The sequence below is a fragment of the Frankia sp. RB5 genome (assembly GCF_059816245.1).
In genome coordinates, this window is the sequence record NZ_JCBATA010000032.1 from 45047 (window position 1) to 60834 (window position 15788).

The window sequence follows — 15788 nt, forward strand, 5'->3', positions numbered from 1 at the left end:
GACGACCAGGGTGGGAGTGTGGTGCCGATGTCCCACCCGTCCGCGTCCGGCCCAGCGCCCGCGCCCGCTCCCGAGCAGGCCTCGGCGTCCGGGCCCGCGGGGCCGCCGGACCCGACCGAGGTGGGGCCCTACCGGCTGGTGCGCCGCCTCGGTGCTGGCGGGATGGGCACCGTCTACCTCGGTGAGAAGGCCGACGGCGGACAGGTCGCGGTCAAGCTGATCCGCTCGGACCTGGCCCGCCTCGCCGAGTTCCGCGTGCGGCTCAAGCAGGAGGCCGACAACGCGCGCCGCGTCGCCCGGTTCTGCACCGCCGCGGTCCTCGACGTCGACATCACCGGCGAGCAGCCGTATCTCGTCACCGAGTTCGTCGACGGACCGACGCTCGCCGAAGCCGTCGTCGGTCGCGGCCCGCTGACCCCCGCGGAGCTGCACCAGCTCGCCGTCAGCATCACCACCGCCCTGATGGCCATCCACCGGGCCGGCCTCGTCCACCGTGACCTGAAGCCCTCGAACATCCTGCTGTCCCGTCTCGGCCCCAAGGTCATCGACTTCGGTATCGCCCGCGCCCTGGACACCGCGACCCGCATCGGTGCCGACTCCGGCACCGACCGGCACCTCGGCACGCCCGCGTTCATGGCCCCCGAACAGGCCCGCGGCGAGGCGATCACCTCGGCGGCGGACGTGTTCGCCTGGGGTGGCGTCCTGATCTACGCGGGCACGGGCCGCTACCCGTTCGGCGGGGGCCCCGCGCCCGGCCTGCTGTACCGGACGGTCACCCAGCCGCCGAACCTCGACGGCCTCGACGGCAGTCTGGTCCCCCTCGTCGAGGACGCGATGCGCAAGGCCGCCGCGCAGCGGCCCAGCGCCGAGCAGCTCTACGCGCGCCTGCTCGACCTGCGCGTCGACGCGCCTGCCGCCGCCCGCGAGCTGTCCCTGTCCGAGGTGACAGCCCTCATCCGCCCGCTGAACACCCCGCCGCCGCGCACCGGTCCCCCCACCGACGCCGGGTCCGCCACTGGTGCGGATCCGGTCACCGTCTCGGCCGCCGCTCTCGACGCCAACGCCGCTCTCGCCGCTGACGCCGCCAACGCCGCCGATGTCGCCGTCGAGGGCGATCCCGCCGGTCCGATCACGCCCGTGACCGGGCATCGCCCCATCGGCCCGCCGCCGCCGATCTCGACCATCGGCACCGCGCCGCACATCCTGCCCGCCACCCCCACCCCCACCCCCACCCCCACCCCAACCCCGCAGCCCACCGCCGCCGGGCAGGCCGCTCCCTCCGCGCAGGCCCCCGCCGCCGGGCAGGCCCCCGCAACCCCGCAGGCCCCAGCGGGCGGGGTGGACGCGGCGGCGCAACGGCCGGGGACGGCCTGGCCGTCCGGGGATGCCAGCCCGTACAGGCAGGCCAACCCGTCCGGAGAGGCGAACCCGTCCGGGGAGCATCCCGTCTGGCGGCCGGCCGACGACTGGTCCCTGCACCGGGCCGACGACGGACTGGTCACCGTCTGGGGCCTGGAGGAGGCTCGCCGCGGAGCCGGGCCTCGGGGGGCGGCCGACGTCAGCGAGGTGCCGACCGGGATCGTTCCCGCCGACCGTCTGCCCCAGGTGCAGCCCGCCGATGCCGCCACGCCACCGTCGTCGGCCTCCGGCCGGGCGTCCGCGTCCGCCGCAACGCCAGCCGGGCCGGATCGGACGGCGAGCGCGGGACCGGCCGCGCGCGGGCCGAGCCGAAGGCCGTGGCTGATCGTCGCGATCGTCGCCGTCATCGGCATCGTCACCGGCGTGATCGTGGTGCTGGCCGGTCGGGATCGGGGTGCCCCGACGGCAGGCAACGTGCCCGCGGCGGTGGCGACGCGGGCGATCAGCCTGCAGGACGGCGATCCCGCCCTCGCCCGCCGGCTCGCGCTCGCCGCCTTCCACGCCGCCCCGGACCGCCCGGAGACCCGAGCCGCGATGATCGCCCTGTTCGGCGGCGACATCACCCCCACCACTGTCGAGTCCGGCTCCGACGCGGTGCTCGCCGTGGCCGTCAGCCCGGACGGGCGCCGCGTCGCGACCGGCGGCACCGACGGCGTCATCACCGTCTGGCAGGTCGGGGACCGCACCGAGCTGACCCGCCTCGTCTCGGTGACCAGCATCGGCTGGATCAACGCGCTGGCCTTCAACGCCGGCGGCGACCTGCTCGCCTCCGGCAGCACCGACGGCAGCGTCCGGCTGTGGAACCTGCATGACCCGACGGACATCCACCGCTGGTCCATCGCCCGGTTGCACACCGACGTGGTGCGCACCCTCGCCTTCAGCCCCGACAGCAACACCCTCGCCTCCAGCGGCGCCGACGGCGTTCTCGCGCTGTGGAACGTCACCGACCCAGCTGCCCCGACGCCGCGCTCCCGGACCGACACCGCCACCGGCGGTGTCTACTCCCTGGCCTTCACGCCGAACGGCCGCCTGCTGGCGCTGGCGGGCGAGGACGGCACGGTGGATCTGTGGGACATCAGCGACGCCGCCCGCCCCACCCGAGGCCAGGCACTACGCGGGCACAACCGGGCGGTGCGCGCCGTCACCTTCACCGCGGACGGCCGCACGCTCGTCTCCGGCGGGATCGACGCGACCGTGCGCGTCTGGGACGTGACCGATCCGGCCCGGCCGGCCCAGCGGTCGATCATCCCCGGGCAGCTCGGTGGCGTCGCGAGCGTGGCCCGCGGCGACGGCGGCCTCGTCGCGTCCGCCGGTGACGACGAGACGGTGCGGCTGTCCAGCGTCGACGGCGCCGGCGCGCCCGTCCTGCTCGCCCAGTGGCACGGGCACACCCGGCCGATCAGCGCGGTCGCGTTCGTCGGCCGGACCGGGGTCGTGCTGTCCGCCGGGCACGACGGCACCCTGCGCCTGTGGGACGCCGACCCCACCCAGCTCGCCGCCAGCGCCTGCGCCGACCCGGCGAACCAGATCAGCGCCGGCGAGTGGACCAGCGCGTTCGACGGCCTGCCGTACCAGCGCCCCTGCCCGTGACGGGGCATGTTCGTGCCCGTTGGCCGTGCCCACCGACCGTGCCCACCGACCGTGCCCACCGACCGGGTGCGCCAGACTCCGGGTCGTGGACGAAGAGGTAGGGCCGTCGGTGCTGGTGGTCGAGGACTACGGGCCGCGGTGGGAACCAGGCATGTTCGAGCTGGGTACGGACGGCCCACGGTCGATCGTCGCGGGGGTGGACGGCTCGCGGACGTCGATGCGGGCGGCGGCCTTCGCGGCGGGGCTCGCGCGGCGGCAGTCGTCGCGGCTGGTCATCGTCTACGTGGCGTCGCCGTCGGTGTGGGCCGCGGTGTCGCCGGCGCCCCTCGGCGAGGCGGCGGCGCAGATCGTCGACGCGGTCGCCGACGAGGTGCGAACGCTCATCCAGGAGCGGTACACGGAACTCGGCATTCCGGTCCGCTTCCTGATCCGCACGGGCGACCCGCTTGACGGCATCCGACGCACCGCCGCCGAGGTGCAGGCCGACATGGTCGCCGTAGGGGCATCCGAGAGCGCCGGGCACCGGCTCGTCGGCTCGCTGGCCGGCCGGCTCGTCCGCAGCGGCAAATGGCCGGTCGTCGTCGTGCCCTAGCGGTCGGCCCAGGTGGCTGCCGACGCCGTTGACGATCAGGGATTTCGGCCTGGACGGGACCGGTGCGGCGTCGTCAGCGCGACCTGGTGCGACCCAGCCGGCCTCGATCCCGGCCTGCCGCGCCGTCCGCCTGGGCTGGAGGGGACGGCGGCACGCCGTGGCGGGCGATCCTGCGGAGCTGGATCATGCGGCCGACGCCGGGGATGGCGACGAGCAGTGCGCCGGCGACGGCGGCGAACAGCATCGCCACAGCGATGGGCATCGAGCCGTGCGCACCGAGGAACGACAGCTTCACGTCCGCCTGGTTCTGCAGGATGAAGATCAGCAGGAAGACGAGGACGAGGGCGAACAGCAGCAGCGTCGCCCAGATGCGGCTGGTTCGAGTCGCCGGGATATGTGGCCGGCCGGCCGGCGCCGCGTCGGCGGGGGGAGTTGCGCCTGCGGGGGGAGCGGTGCCTGCGGGCCGGGTGGGCGGCGCGGGCGGGGTCGGGAAGGCCGAGGCGGGCGGGGGCGGGCTGGTCGGGCGCTGCCCGGCGGGGATGGGGTCGGTGGTCGACGCCGACGGGCCGGGCGGGCCCGCTGGCGGACGCGGCGCACCACCCTCGGGCGGCGCGGGGCTGGGCGGCGTGGTCATGGACCACTGTTACCCCACCGCCCCGGTGATATCCCCTTACTCCGCTGGTGGAATGTGGTCCAGGTGTGATCTGCTGGCGCGGGCTCACGGCTGGGTGGTCGCGCCGACGCCGGTGCCCAGGCCCAGGCCGGATGTGGGGGCGGGCGCCGCGGACGGTGTCGCCACGTCCGGCGAGGAGCCGGGGCGATCCGAGCCGGGCAGGCCGTCGGCGGTCGTCGGGGTCGCGGTCGCGGTCGCGGAGGCGGACGGATCCACGGACGGTGTCCCGGTGCCGGTCGGGTCGGGGCTGGTCGTCGGGGTCGCGGTCGGAGCCGAGGTGGCGGTGGGGCGCGGCGTCGCGTGGGTGCGCCGTGGCGTCGTGTCGGCCGCGTCGCCGCTGGCGACGTCGTCGGACGAGCTGATGGTCCGCGCGGCCTGGCGGGCCTGGGCGACGTGCTCCGGAGTCGGCCGGACCAGCAGGTAGAGCGCCACGGTCAGCAGGAAGAAGACGACCAGCGCGATCGTCGAGCGGCGGAGGTGGATCGACTGGACGAAACGGACCACCCGGGTCGTGTCGAGGAAGGTCATCGGGTACGCCTCACGACGAGGTCGGGGCGGCGGTGTCGAGGTCGGTCGGCACGATGATGCCCTCGCGCAGCAGCGCGGTGCCGATGCGGGCCCGCAACGTCCGGCCGACCTCGAACTGCCTGCCCGGCTGGGTGCGGGCGACGACCCGGATCTTGTACTCGTCGAGGTCCATGCTCTCCACACCCATCACCGAGGGTGGGTCGAGGAAGAGGTCGTGCAGCGCCTCGTCGGCGTACGCCTCGACGCCGACCTGGTTGAGCACGTCGTTGACCCGGGTGAGGTCCGCGGTGGCGGGGATCGGCACGTCGACGACGGCGCGCGCCCAGTCCCGCGACAGGTTGACCACCTGCACGATCTGACTGTTCGACGTCGTCACGACCTCGCCGCTGGAGGTCCGGATCCGGGTGATGCGCAGCGTGACCTCTTCCACCGTGCCCGTCGAGCCGCCGGACGCGCCGCCGTTGACCATGAGCCGTACAAGGTCACCGAACCCGTACTGGCGCTCGGCGATGATGAAGAACCCGGCGAGCATGTCCTGCACGATCCTCTGCGCGCCGAGGCCGAGCGCGACACCGAGGATCGTCGCCGGCGCGACGAACCCGGTCACCGGAACGCCGAAGCGTTGCAGGACCAGCACGGCGGTCAGGCAGTAGACGACGACCAGCGTCACCCAGGTGATCACCTGGGTGACCGCGTGCCGGTGCTTGGCGGCCTCGGTGCGCACCACCCGGTCGGCCGAGGTGGCCTGCACGTCGATCCGCGTGGTCACCCGGTTGCCGAGCCAGGTCGCGAACCGGGTCAGCAGCAGCGCGCCGGTCACCAGCATCACGACCTCGAGCCCGCTGCCGCGTGCCCAGTGGCCGATGTCGGTCAGGGGCGCGGTCGCCGTGATCATGGGTGGCGCGGCGGCGTCGGCCGGTTGTCTCGAACTCCGCTCACCCTCCCGAACCTACCCTCTGCCGACACAACGGGTACCCGGCGGAGGGGGCTCATAGCGGCCGTCGGACGGCCGTGGCCGCGTCATGTCCGGTGCCGCGTCCGGTGGTTCGCATGGGCGTCGTCGTGTCCGCGTCGTCGTGTCCGCGTCGACAGCCGTGTGACGGCCGGGGGATCCTGACCTCAGCCGCCGTCGCGGTGCGGGTGGCGGAGGAACGGAGACGGTCATGGTGTTCGGTCGGCGCAGGATCGGGTCCAGCCGGCGGGTGGGCGAGGCGGCGGGACGCCCCGCACCGGCGAGCATGCCCGCCGTTCCTGGCACGCCGGGTGAGGACGGCTGGCGCGGCCCCTTTGACCTTGACGACGCGCCGAGCGACGGCCACCGCCGAGTCGACCTCGGCTCGCTCGCCGTTCCGGTGCCTGCGGGGGTCACCATTGACGTGCTGCCCGCGGACAGCGCCTCGGCCGACGGCGGTCCCGCGGGGGGCACGTCGGGTGAGCGTGGCGCGTTGGCCGTCGTGACGGCTGGGCGGGCGGTGCTCACCCTCGCGGCGTACGCGGCGCCGAAGAGTCACGGGTTGTGGGACGACGTGCGGGCCGGGCTCGCCGCGTCCGCGCCCGCCGTCCTCGCCGCGGCGGCGCCGCCGGGCGTGCCGGGCCCGGTCGAGGAGGCGATCGGCGACTGCGGGCCCGAACTGCGGCTCACCATCGCCGTCCACCCGGTCGCCGTCCACCCGGTCGCCGACCAGTCAGACGCCGACCAGTCAGGCGCCGAGCAGCCGCTTCCTGAGCGGCCGGTCGCCGAGCAGGCGGATGCCGGGCAGCGGGCGGCCGAGCCGTGGCTGGTGCGGGTGCTCGGATTCGACGGGCCGCGGTGGTTCCTGCGGGCGACGGTCGCCGCGCCGGTCGAGGCGTCGGACGAGGCCGACGTCCTCGTAGCCGCGGTGCTGCGGCGGGTGATCGTGCTGCGGGGGACGCGAGCGGTGCCAAGCGGCGCGTCGCTGCCGCTTGCCAGCCGGGTGGATGGCGCGGATCAGCAGGTCATCGGCCTGCTGGGGCTTTCCGGGACGGAGCCGGCGGGCGACGGCGCAGGCCGGGGCGACGGGCCGCGCGACGCCCTTGACGACCGGGCCCTCGATGACCAGCTCGGCCGGGTCCGCCCGACCGGTGCCGTCGTCCTCGACGTCCGCGGTCACGACTGGGCGGCCCTGCGCGAACCCATCAGCGGACTGTCCCGGAACCTCGCCACCTGGGGCTGACGTCGGCGGCGTCGACGACGTCATCGCGTCGACGGGGCCGGCGCCGCCGGCCCGACCGGCCCGGTCGGCGCGGGTTGTTCCGCCTGTGGACTGGGGCCCCTCGGAGGGCGCGCCGCGGCGTGCGCGGCAGCGATGCTGACAGGGTCGGTTCCGACCGTGTTGGGAGGCAGCGAATGCTTCGTCACAGCTCGACGCCCGCGCATGTCGTGGTACGTGACCTCTGCGCCGACTTCGTCCCGGATGACGGGGCACGCACCGCCGTCGCGGGCACGCTGCGCTACGACCCGGCGGATCCGTACGCGGTGGAGCTGATCCTGCGCCCGGGCAAGGAGACGATCACCTGGATCTTCGCGCGGTCGCTGCTCGCCGAGGGCACGCAGACCAAGGCCGGCACCGGGGACGTGCGGATCCGCCCGACACGGTCGCTGGGGCGGGCGGTCGTCACCGTCTCGTTGTCGAGTCCGTCGGGGCGCGCCGACCTCGAGCTGCCCCGTTCGGTCGTCGCCCGGTTCCTCGCCGAGATCGAGCAGCAGGTGCCCTCCGGCCACGAGGGCGACGGCGTCGACTGGGAGGCGGAGCTGCGCACTCTGCTGCGCACCCGCAACCCCTGACCCGACCGGTCGCCTGCCCGGTGGCCGGCTCAGGCCGCCGGTTCGGCCGGGCCGTTCTCGTCGAGATCCGGGGTGGCGGTGCTCGCGGCCGCCGGCCAGGCGGGGATGGCGGGTGGCGCGGCGACTCCGGCGTCGCGCATGAACGTCTCGATCGGCGGCGGTTCGACGAAGAACTGGTGGAACGCCTCGTGGGGGTGCCAGTGGTCGAGGCACAGTGGCTGCCCGTCGCGGGCGACGAAGCGGCGCGGCACCCTCAGACCCCCCGGCGTTCGAGGACACCGCGCAGGAACGCGGCCTGCCCGACATGCTGCAGATCGTCCGAGATGACGCTGACCAGGCGCACCCCGAGGGTGACCGGTGGCTCCCAGCGCTCGTCCACGACGCGGTCGAGGTCGTCGTCGCCGAGGGTGGCCAGATAGCGGACGGTCTGGTCGTGGACGGCCTCGTGGTACTGGGTGAGCAGCGCCGGGTCGGCGACGCGCACCGCGTCGACCTCGGCGGAGGTGTGGCCGTATCCGATGGACGCGGTCGGCAGCGGCAGTGCGAACCGGTCCGCGAACCCGGCCGCCGTCCAGATCTGTTCGACGCCGGCGACCTCGGCGACATGGTCGTCCTGCACCCGGGTCAGATGCCAGACGAGCCAGCCGATGGAGTTGGCCGTGCCGTCGAGGCGGGCGGCGAGCTGGTCGGCGCCGAGACCGGTGACGGCGCCGCGCACCTCGTCCCGGATGCGTCCGAAGGCGTCGGCGAGCAGATCGCAGCCGTGCATGGGGCGCTCCCCTCACATGATCGTCGAGACGTCGGTGCCATCGATCCCGATCAATCGTAGGCCCGTGCGCGGGAAGCATGGCCCGCGGGCGAACGGTGGCGTCTCGGTAATCGCGTCGACCCGCTGGATCGTCGGCAGGCAGAATCGGGGCGTGCAGATCTGCGTGCTGGGCCCGCTGGAGGTCCGGACCGGATCCGGGGTCCGGGCCGAGACGGTCGACGTCGGGGGTTCCCGCCTGCGCACGCTGCTGATCCTGCTCGCCCTCGACCCCGGCCGGACGGTGACCACCCAGCGCCTGGTCGCCGGCCTGTGGGGGGACGAGCCGCCGGCCGCCGCGGTCGGGGCGCTGCAGGCGCTGGTGTCCCGGCTGCGCCGTGCGGTGCCCGGGCTGCCCGTCGAGTTCCGCGCCGCCGGCTACCGGCTGGCCGTGGAACCCGACGCGGTCGACGCGGTGCGGTTCGAGCGGCTCGTCGGGGACGGCCGCGAGGCGCTGCGGCTCGGCGACGCCGCCCGCGCGGCCGCGACGCTGCGCTCTGCGCTCGACCTGTGGCGCGGGCCCCCACTGGCCGACGTCGCCGAGGCTCCGTTCGCCCGGGCCGTGGTCGCCCGGCTGGAGGAGCGGCGGCTCGCCGCGGTGGAGGATCGGCTGGCCGCCGAGCTGCGCCTCGGTGCGGCGGCCGATCTCATCCCGGAGCTTCGTGAGCTGGTCGCCGCCGATCCGGCGCGCGAGTCGCTCACGGCGGTGCTGATGCGGGCGCTGCACGCCGCCGGCCGGCCGGGCGCCGCCCTCGACGCCTACGAGCGGCTGCGTGCCCGGCTCGCCGACGATCTCGGCGCCGACCCGTCCGCCGAGCTCCGTGAGCTGCACATCACGATCCTGCGCGGCGAACCCGGCCAGGCGGACCCGGCCACCCCCGCCCCCGTGCCCGTGCCCGTGCCCTCGCCCGCGGCCGCCGCGGCGCCGGACCTCGGCGTTCGCCTCGACGGCGGGCGGCGGACGAACCTGCGCGCCGCCCTCACCAGCTTCGTCGGACGGTCCCGTGACGCGGACATGGTCCAGCGGCTCGTCCGCGAGGCGCGACTGGTGACGCTGGTCGGGCCGGGCGGCGCCGGCAAGACCCGGCTGGCGGTCGAGACCGCCCGCCGCCTGCTCGACGGGGGCGGCGAGCAGGCCGGCCATCTCCCCGACGGCGCCTGGCTGGTCGAGCTCGCCCCGGTGACGGCGGCGGCGGACGTGCCGCAGGCCGTCTTCGCCGCCCTCGGGCTGCGCGAGCAGGTGGTGCTCAACGCCCTGCGGATGCGGGGCGTGTCCGAGGACGATCCGACGCAGCGCCTGACCGCCGCGCTCGCCGGCCGCCGGCTGCTGCTCGTGCTGGACAACTGTGAGCATCTGCTCGACCCGGCCGCCGCCTTCGCCGAGGAGGTCCTCGGCGCCTGCCCCGGGGTGCGCATCCTCGCCACCAGCCGGGAACCGCTGGCCATCACCGGCGAGACGCTCTGGCCGGTCGAGCCGCTCGCCCTGCCCCCGATGGAGCTGGCGGCCCTGGCCGACACCGAGTCGGTCTCCCGCTACGCCGCCGTGCGGTTGTTCACCGATCGCGCCATGGCCGTGCGGCCGGGTTTCCAACTGGCGGCGGCCGCGGTGCCGGCGAACGGCGGGGTGAGCGGGGCGGCCGATGGCCACGTCGCGTCGGTGGTGCGGATCTGCCGGGCGCTCGACGGGATGCCGCTGGCGATCGAGCTGGCCGCCGCCCGGCTGCGGGCGATGACGCCCGAGCAGGTCGCCGCCCGCCTCGACGACCGGTTCCGGCTGCTCACCTCCGGCAGCCGCACGGCCCTGCCCCGGCACCGGACGCTGGAGGCCGTCGTCGCGTGGAGCTGGGATCTGCTCGACGAACCGGAACGCGTCCTGTGGCGCCGGCTGTCGATCTTCCGCGGCGGGGTGACGCCGGCCAGCGCCCGCGCGGTGTGTGCCGACGCGTTCACCTCGGCGGGCGGGGATCCGGCCGGGAGGCTCGACCCGGACGACGTTCCCGACCTGCTGGCCGCCCTGGTGGAGAAGTCGCTGCTGGTCCGCGGTGCCGATGGGCCGGATGGCCCCCGCTACCGGCAGCTGGAGACGATCCGCGAGTACGGGCTGCACCGCCTCGACGCGGCGGGGGAGCGGGAGGCGCTGCGCGCCGCGCACGCCGCCCACTACCTGCGCGTCGCCGAGGTCGCCGAGCCGCGGCTGCGTGCCCGCGACCAGCTGCTCTGGCTGGGCCGGCTCGCCGTCGAGCAGGACAACCTGCATGCCGCGCTGCGCGGGGCGATCAGGGTCGGCGACGCGGCGACGGCGGTGCGGATGTCCAGCGCGCTCGGCTGGTACTGGTGGTTGCGCGGGCGCAAGCTCGAGGGCTCGCAGCTCGCCGAGGCGGCACTCGCGCTGCCCGGCGACGCGCCGGCCGAGACGCGCGCGGTGGCCGGGACCCTGGCCGCGCTCAACGCGTTCGACGGCTTCGCGGACCTCGACGGTGCCCGCCGCCTGCTCCTGGAGGCGGTCCACAGCGCCGACGAGGTGCCCGGCAGCGAGCATCCGATGCTGCCGCTGATGCGCGGCTTTTATCTGATGGTGTCCGACGGCGTCGGCGAACAAGCCCGCGCGGCCTTCCAGAGCTGCTTCGAGCTGCCCGACGTCTGGGCGCGGTCGATCTCCCGGGTGCTGTTCGCCTTCGCCTCCGTCAACAGCGGCGACCACCTCGACGAGGCCGCCACCCGGGCGAGCGAGGCCCGGGTCGCGTTCGAGGCGCTCGGGGAGCGCTGGGGGCTCGCGATCTCCTACGGCGCGCTCGGGGAACTCGCCGGCCTGCGCGGCGACCACACGATGGCGCTGGAGTACTACCAGCGGGCGACCGTGCTGACCGCCGAGCTCGACTCGAACGAGGACTCCGGGCAGTTCCAGATGAACCTGGTCGGTGCGGCGCTGGCCCTCGGGGACATCCCGCGCGCCCGCGCCGCGCTGGCCGACGCGCGCCGCAGCGCCGAGCTCGCCGGCACCGCCGAGCTGCTGTCCAGCGTCGCCCTCGCCGAGGCGGACCTGGCCAGGCTGGAGGGTGACCTGCCGCGGGCGCGGCGGCTTGTCCGCGAGGCCGCCGCCGGCGTCTGGTTCCGGCGTTCGGCCCCGCAGTTCCGCTCGATCGCCGCCACGGCGGTCGCCGTCGTCGAGATCGCCGAGGGCCACCTCGACACGGCCCGGCAGCTGCTCGCCGCCGCGCTGGGCGAGGCGGTCCGCTCCACCGACGCCCCGATCACCGCCAAGGTGCTCGTCGCCGTCGCCGACCTGGCGCTGTGCGAGGGCGAGGCGGACCACGCCGCCGAGCTCCTCGGCGCCTGCGGGCTGATCAGCCGGACCGGCGACCGTGACCTCGCCCGCGTCGAGGCGGCTGCCCGGGCCGGCCTCGGCGAGCCGGCGTTCGCCGCGGCGCGGGCCCGCGGCGAGGCCGTCCCGCTGTCGCAGGCGCTGGAACTGGCCGCCCTTCCCCCCGTCGCCTGGCCCCCACCGCTGCCCGACAGCCCATGACCATGGGCTGGCTCAACGCAGGCCGGAGCGGACGAAGGCGTCGATGATCTGGCGCTGCATCGCGAGGTACAGGGCGAGGATCGGCAGGCAGGCGAGGCCGGAGGCGGCCATCACCGCACCCCAGTCGTCGCCCTCGGCGGTGAGGTAGCCGCGGATGCCGAGCTGCACCACCGAGTTGGCCCGCTGCAGGACCAGCGCCGGCCAGAAGTAGTCGTTCCAGGCGGAGATGAACAGCAGGATCGACAGGGACGCGAGCGCCGGGCGCAGGTTCGGCACCACGACCGTCCACAGGGTCGTCCAGGATCCGCGCCCGTCCATCCGGGCGGCGTCGAGCAGTTCCCGGGGGAACGCCTGCATGTGCTGGCGCAGCATGATGACGGCCAGGGCCGAACACAGGTTGGGCACGATCACACCGGCAAGCGTGTTCAGCAGCCCCAGGTTCGAGAGCACCAGGTAGTTCGACACCATCGTGACCTGGAACGGGATGAGCCACGTCGCGACGAACGCCATGAACAGCACCGAGCGGCCGCGGAAGTCCCAGGCGGCGAAGGCGTAGGCGGCGAGCAGGCACACCATCAGCTGGCCGGCGGCGGTGACGCCCGCGACGACCAGGGTGTTGGCGAGCAGCCCGGCCACGTCGAGGCTGTCGAAGACGTACCGGTAGTTGCCGAGGCTGAGCGGCCAGGGCACCAGCGACTGGTCGAAGGTGTCGCCGCGCTCGCGGAACGCGCTCGCGAACATCCAGTACACCGGGAAGAGGCTGACCAGGCTCAGCACCGCCAGCAGGGCATGGCTGGCGGCGGTCCGCCCGCGGGAGGTCCCCGGACTGCTCATCGTGCGTGTCCTCTCAGGCTCTCTGGCGGATCAGCGGATCAGCGGATCAGTTATCGGCGAAGCTGTAGCGGTCGGCGAGACGCACCAGGACCGCCGCCACCGCCGCGAAGACCACGAAGAACGCGATGCCGGCCGCGGACGCGAGCCCCGAGTCCAGGCTGCGGAACCCGAAGTCCCAGAGCAGGTAGTAGACGTTGGTGGACGAGTCCGCCGGCCCGCCCTGGGTGAGCACGTCGATGAGCGGGAAGGTCCACTGCGCGGACAGCAGCACCGTCATCAGCAGCATGAACAGCAACGTCGAGCGCAGCAGCGGCAGCGTCACCCACCGGGTCGCCTGCCAGCGGGACGCGCCGTCCATCTGCGCCGCCTCGCCGTAGTCCGCGCTGATGCCGGTGAGGCCGGCCGAGACGACGAGGGTGGCGAATCCGACGATCTGCCAGGCGCAGATCGCGAGGATCGACAGCAGCGCGGTGTTCTCCTCGCGCAGCCAGTTGTAATGGCCGAGGCCGAGCGCCTGGTTGACGAGGCCCCGCGGGTCCAGCAGCCAGCGCCACACCGCGGCCGTGGCGACCGGCGCCACCAGGATCGGCAGGAAGATCAGCGCCCGGTACACCGAGCGGGCCCGGTCGCCGAGGTCGCGGATGGTGAGCGCGATCACCGTCGGCACCACGATGGAGAACGGCAGCAGGCCGAGGATGTACCACAGGGTGTTCGTCGCGGCGCCGCGCAGCTGCGGCAGGCTGAACACCCGACGGTAGTTCTCCAGGCCGACGTAGGTCCGCGGCGACGTCGGCAGCAGGTTCCAGTGGTAGAAGGACAGCTGGACGGCCTCGATGATCGGCTTGTAGGTCCACACGACCAGGCAGGCGAGGCCGGGCAGCAGGTAGAGGTACGGCGGCAGCGCGGCCAGCACCCGCCGGGCGAGCGCTGGGCGCGCCGCCTGGCCCCGCCCGGCCGGCATCGCGGCTGCGCCGCCCGGCGTCACCGTCACCCCGCCGCCCGGCAGCACCACGGCGCCGCCGGGCGCGAACTCGACGAACACGTCTGAACATTCCTTCCGGAGGGTGCTGGCGCCGGCCACGCCGGCCGGCCTGGCCGCTCAGGCGGAGACGGCGGCGTCGTGTTCCGTGGCAGCGTCGTGTTCCCTGGCGGCGTCGTGTCCTGCGGCGGCGCTGTACTCGTCGGCGAGCCGGGCGAGGTCGTCGACGCCGAGGTCGTAGAGCACCTCGGACGGGGCGATCGGCACGCTCGTCGCCACCGCCCCCGACGGGTAGACGTCGATACGGGTGTACTCGCCGCCGACCAGGCCGGTCATCCGGTCCGCCGGACCCAGCGTGTTGGCCCGGTAGGCGGAGGCTCCGGCCACCCAGACGGGCACCCCGCCGAGCACACCGGCGGACGCGTGGTGCGAGTGTCCGGCCACCATGATCTTGACGTCGCTGCCGACGATGACCTCGGCGAGCTTCTCCGGCTCGGCGAGCAGCAGCGAGTTGACCATCGCGATCGGCGACGGCACCGGCGGGTGGTGCAGGGCCAGCACAGTGCCGGCGGGCGCCGGGGTGGCCAGCTCGTCGGCGAGCCAACGCAGCTGGGCGTCGCTGAGGAAACCGCCGTGCTGCCCGGGCTCGGTGCTGTCCATGACGATGACGCGCAGGTCGCCGACCCAGTGGACGAGGTCGTGGGGTTCCGTCGTCGGCTCGGCGCCGAACAGGCCCGCCCGGAACGGCCCGCGGGCGTCGTGGTTGCCCATGCCGTACAGGACCGGGATCCCCATCCGCGCCGCAGCGGGCTCCACCAGCTCACGCAGCCGCTGGTAGGCGAGCAGGTCGCCGGTGTCGGCGAGGTCGCCGGTGAGCAGGATCGCGCCGATCTTCAGCGCGGACGCCTCCAGCTGGCCGAAGACGGTCGACAGCGTGGCGGCCGTGTCGACCTTGCCGTGCAGCAGCTGTCCCGGGCGGACGATATGGGTGTCGCTGATCTGGATCAGGATGTGGCTGGGGGTGTGGGCGGCGGGGTCGAGCAGGGTGATCATGGTCGTCCCTTCACTTCTCCGAGCCGTCGGCTCGTCAGCGGTCGGCTCGTTCGGAGGTCGGCTCGTTCAGAGGTCGACGGGCTGGACGAGGGCGTCGACGAGACGGTCGAGGGCGTGCGGGGTGGTGCCGTGCGCGAGCAGGTAGCCGCGGCTGTCGCCGTGGCGGGACCGGACGCGTTCCAGCGAGCGCACGATGAGTTCGGGCGGGCAGGCCATCACGGACTCGGGCAGTTCGGCGCCGTCGGGCGACATGTGCGCCGACAGGCGCCGCACGGCCGCGCCGGCCTCCCCGTCCAGGTAGCGGGCGGTGAGCGCGAAGTCCTCGGCGATGACGTCGGTCGGCACGCCAGCGAGGTCGAGGACGAGCGCGATGACCAGGCCGGTGCGGTCCTTGCCGGCACTGCAGTGCACGAGCGCCGGCAGGGCGCCGGGGGCGGCGAGCGCCAGAACGGCCGCGGCCAGGCGTTCCCCGCGGTTGTCGATGATGTGGTCGTAGATGCCGGCCAGGTCGCCCCGCGCCCCGGCGGCGTGGGCCGCCTCCAGCGCGGTGGCCGCGCCCTCGGCGACCGCCTGGGCCGGCGTCTCCCCGCCCGCCGCACCCGCCGCACCCGCTCCCGCCGCGCTGGCGACGGGCCCGCGAGTCCCGGGCGCCGTGTAGACCGGGATCCGGCGGTGGTCGACGGTGAGCCGGCCGAGCTGGTCGGGGCCGTGCGTCACCTCGGCGTCCTCGCGCAGGTCGACGATGGTGCGCAGGCCGACCTGGGCGAGCACCGCCCGGCCGCTGTCGTCGAGCCCGACCAGCGCGCCCGAACGCAGCAGGGTGCGCCACCGCAGCCGTCCACCCGCGGCGGGGTAACCGCCGACGTCCCGCAGGTTGATCGTCCCCGGCAGCGGCAAGGCGCGCGCCGGCTCCGCCGCCGCGTCGGCCGGCGAGGTGTCGGTGACCTGCGTGCTGGCGGTGTCCATCGTGCTGGCGGTGTCCACGG

14 protein-coding genes are annotated in these 15788 nt (G+C 74.8%); 5 read left to right on the plus strand and 9 right to left on the minus strand.

The window, feature by feature from the left end; genetic code table 11:
- Window positions 1-27: 27 nt before the first annotated feature.
- Both AC6EXY_RS18145 and AC6EXY_RS18150 read left to right on the plus strand, forming a co-directional pair.
- Complete coding sequence (locus AC6EXY_RS18145) at window positions 28-3009, plus strand: protein kinase domain-containing protein (RefSeq protein WP_499817757.1); 2982 nt, start codon at window positions 28-30, stop codon at window positions 3007-3009.
- 85 nt (window positions 3010-3094) lie between these two features.
- A complete protein-coding gene (locus tag AC6EXY_RS18150; protein WP_243407871.1) occupies window positions 3095-3601 on the plus strand; it encodes a universal stress protein in 507 nt (168 codons plus the stop codon).
- A gap of 73 nt (window positions 3602-3674) precedes the next feature.
- On the opposite strand, the gene AC6EXY_RS18155 is transcribed toward AC6EXY_RS18150, so the two are convergent.
- The 3 genes from AC6EXY_RS18155 to AC6EXY_RS18165 all read right to left on the minus strand — a co-directional run bounded on the left by AC6EXY_RS18155 (window position 3675) and on the right by AC6EXY_RS18165 (window position 5697).
- Window positions 3675-4235, minus strand: a complete 561-nt coding sequence (locus tag AC6EXY_RS18155) for a lipopolysaccharide assembly protein LapA domain-containing protein (RefSeq protein WP_499817758.1) — start codon at window positions 4233-4235, stop codon at window positions 3675-3677.
- Window positions 4236-4319: 84 nt separating this feature from the next.
- Window positions 4320-4802 (minus strand): Rv3103c transmembrane domain-containing protein, encoded by a 483-nt coding sequence (locus tag AC6EXY_RS18160; protein WP_101831692.1) that lies wholly within the window; start codon window positions 4800-4802, stop codon window positions 4320-4322.
- 10 nt (window positions 4803-4812) lie between these two features.
- Window positions 4813-5697, minus strand: coding sequence for a mechanosensitive ion channel family protein (locus AC6EXY_RS18165; RefSeq protein ID WP_101831691.1), 885 nt, complete (start codon window positions 5695-5697; stop codon window positions 4813-4815).
- A gap of 268 nt (window positions 5698-5965) precedes the next feature.
- On the opposite strand from AC6EXY_RS18165, the gene AC6EXY_RS18170 reads away from it, so the two are divergent.
- Both AC6EXY_RS18170 and AC6EXY_RS18175 read left to right on the plus strand, forming a co-directional pair.
- Window positions 5966-6997 (plus strand): DUF3710 domain-containing protein, encoded by a 1032-nt coding sequence (locus AC6EXY_RS18170; RefSeq protein ID WP_499817759.1) that lies wholly within the window; start codon window positions 5966-5968, stop codon window positions 6995-6997.
- Window positions 6998-7170: 173 nt separating this feature from the next.
- Window positions 7171-7608, plus strand: a complete 438-nt coding sequence (locus AC6EXY_RS18175) for an SsgA family sporulation/cell division regulator (RefSeq protein ID WP_101831689.1) — start codon at window positions 7171-7173, stop codon at window positions 7606-7608.
- A gap of 29 nt (window positions 7609-7637) precedes the next feature.
- Here AC6EXY_RS18175 and AC6EXY_RS18180 read toward each other — a convergent pair whose 3' ends face one another.
- Entirely contained in the window at window positions 7638-7859 is a 222-nt protein-coding gene (locus tag AC6EXY_RS18180; protein ID WP_101831688.1) for a hypothetical protein, read from the minus strand.
- Between the two features lie 2 nt (window positions 7860-7861).
- The gene (locus AC6EXY_RS18185; RefSeq protein WP_101831687.1) at window positions 7862-8377 is read right to left on the minus strand and encodes a mycothiol transferase; all 516 of its coding nucleotides are present in this window, start codon (window positions 8375-8377) and stop codon (window positions 7862-7864) included.
- Window positions 8378-8528: 151 nt separating this feature from the next.
- On the opposite strand from AC6EXY_RS18185, the gene AC6EXY_RS18190 reads away from it, so the two are divergent.
- Complete coding sequence (locus AC6EXY_RS18190) at window positions 8529-11936, plus strand: AfsR/SARP family transcriptional regulator (RefSeq protein WP_499817760.1); 3408 nt, start codon at window positions 8529-8531, stop codon at window positions 11934-11936.
- A gap of 12 nt (window positions 11937-11948) precedes the next feature.
- Here the strand turns inward: AC6EXY_RS18190 and AC6EXY_RS18195 are convergent, their stop codons facing one another.
- The 4 genes from AC6EXY_RS18195 to AC6EXY_RS18210 form a co-directional block, all read right to left on the minus strand.
- On the minus strand, window positions 11949-12770 hold the full coding sequence (locus tag AC6EXY_RS18195) for a carbohydrate ABC transporter permease (RefSeq protein WP_101831686.1): 822 nt from the start codon (window positions 12768-12770) through the stop codon (window positions 11949-11951).
- Window positions 12771-12816: 46 nt separating this feature from the next.
- Entirely contained in the window at window positions 12817-13812 is a 996-nt protein-coding gene (locus tag AC6EXY_RS18200) for a carbohydrate ABC transporter permease (RefSeq protein WP_423748067.1), read from the minus strand.
- Between the two features lie 57 nt (window positions 13813-13869).
- Window positions 13870-14802, minus strand: coding sequence for a metallophosphoesterase (locus tag AC6EXY_RS18205; protein ID WP_499817761.1), 933 nt, complete (start codon window positions 14800-14802; stop codon window positions 13870-13872).
- Between the two features lie 66 nt (window positions 14803-14868).
- The gene (locus AC6EXY_RS18210; RefSeq protein ID WP_499817762.1) at window positions 14869-15786 is read right to left on the minus strand and encodes a tyrosine-protein phosphatase; all 918 of its coding nucleotides are present in this window, start codon (window positions 15784-15786) and stop codon (window positions 14869-14871) included.
- Between the last annotated feature and the right edge of the window lie 2 nt (window positions 15787-15788).

Excerpts from the sequence above, each read along its gene's own strand:
- AC6EXY_RS18145 (WP_499817757.1), top strand. The coding sequence starts at position 28 with ATGTCCCACCCGTCCGCGTCCGGCCCAGCGCCCGCGCCCGCTCCCGAG.
- AC6EXY_RS18155 (WP_499817758.1), bottom strand. The coding sequence starts at position 4,235 with ATGACCACGCCGCCCAGCCCCGCGCCGCCCGAGGGTGGTGCGCCGCGT.
- AC6EXY_RS18160 (WP_101831692.1), bottom strand. The coding sequence starts at position 4,802 with ATGACCTTCCTCGACACGACCCGGGTGGTCCGTTTCGTCCAGTCGATC.
- AC6EXY_RS18165 (WP_101831691.1), bottom strand. The coding sequence starts at position 5,697 with ATGATCACGGCGACCGCGCCCCTGACCGACATCGGCCACTGGGCACGC.
- AC6EXY_RS18170 (WP_499817759.1), top strand. The coding sequence starts at position 5,966 with ATGGTGTTCGGTCGGCGCAGGATCGGGTCCAGCCGGCGGGTGGGCGAG.
- AC6EXY_RS18175 (WP_101831689.1), top strand. The coding sequence starts at position 7,171 with ATGCTTCGTCACAGCTCGACGCCCGCGCATGTCGTGGTACGTGACCTC.
- AC6EXY_RS18185 (WP_101831687.1), bottom strand. The coding sequence starts at position 8,377 with ATGCACGGCTGCGATCTGCTCGCCGACGCCTTCGGACGCATCCGGGAC.
- AC6EXY_RS18195 (WP_101831686.1), bottom strand. The coding sequence starts at position 12,770 with ATGAGCAGTCCGGGGACCTCCCGCGGGCGGACCGCCGCCAGCCATGCC.
- AC6EXY_RS18205 (WP_499817761.1), bottom strand. The coding sequence starts at position 14,802 with ATGATCACCCTGCTCGACCCCGCCGCCCACACCCCCAGCCACATCCTG.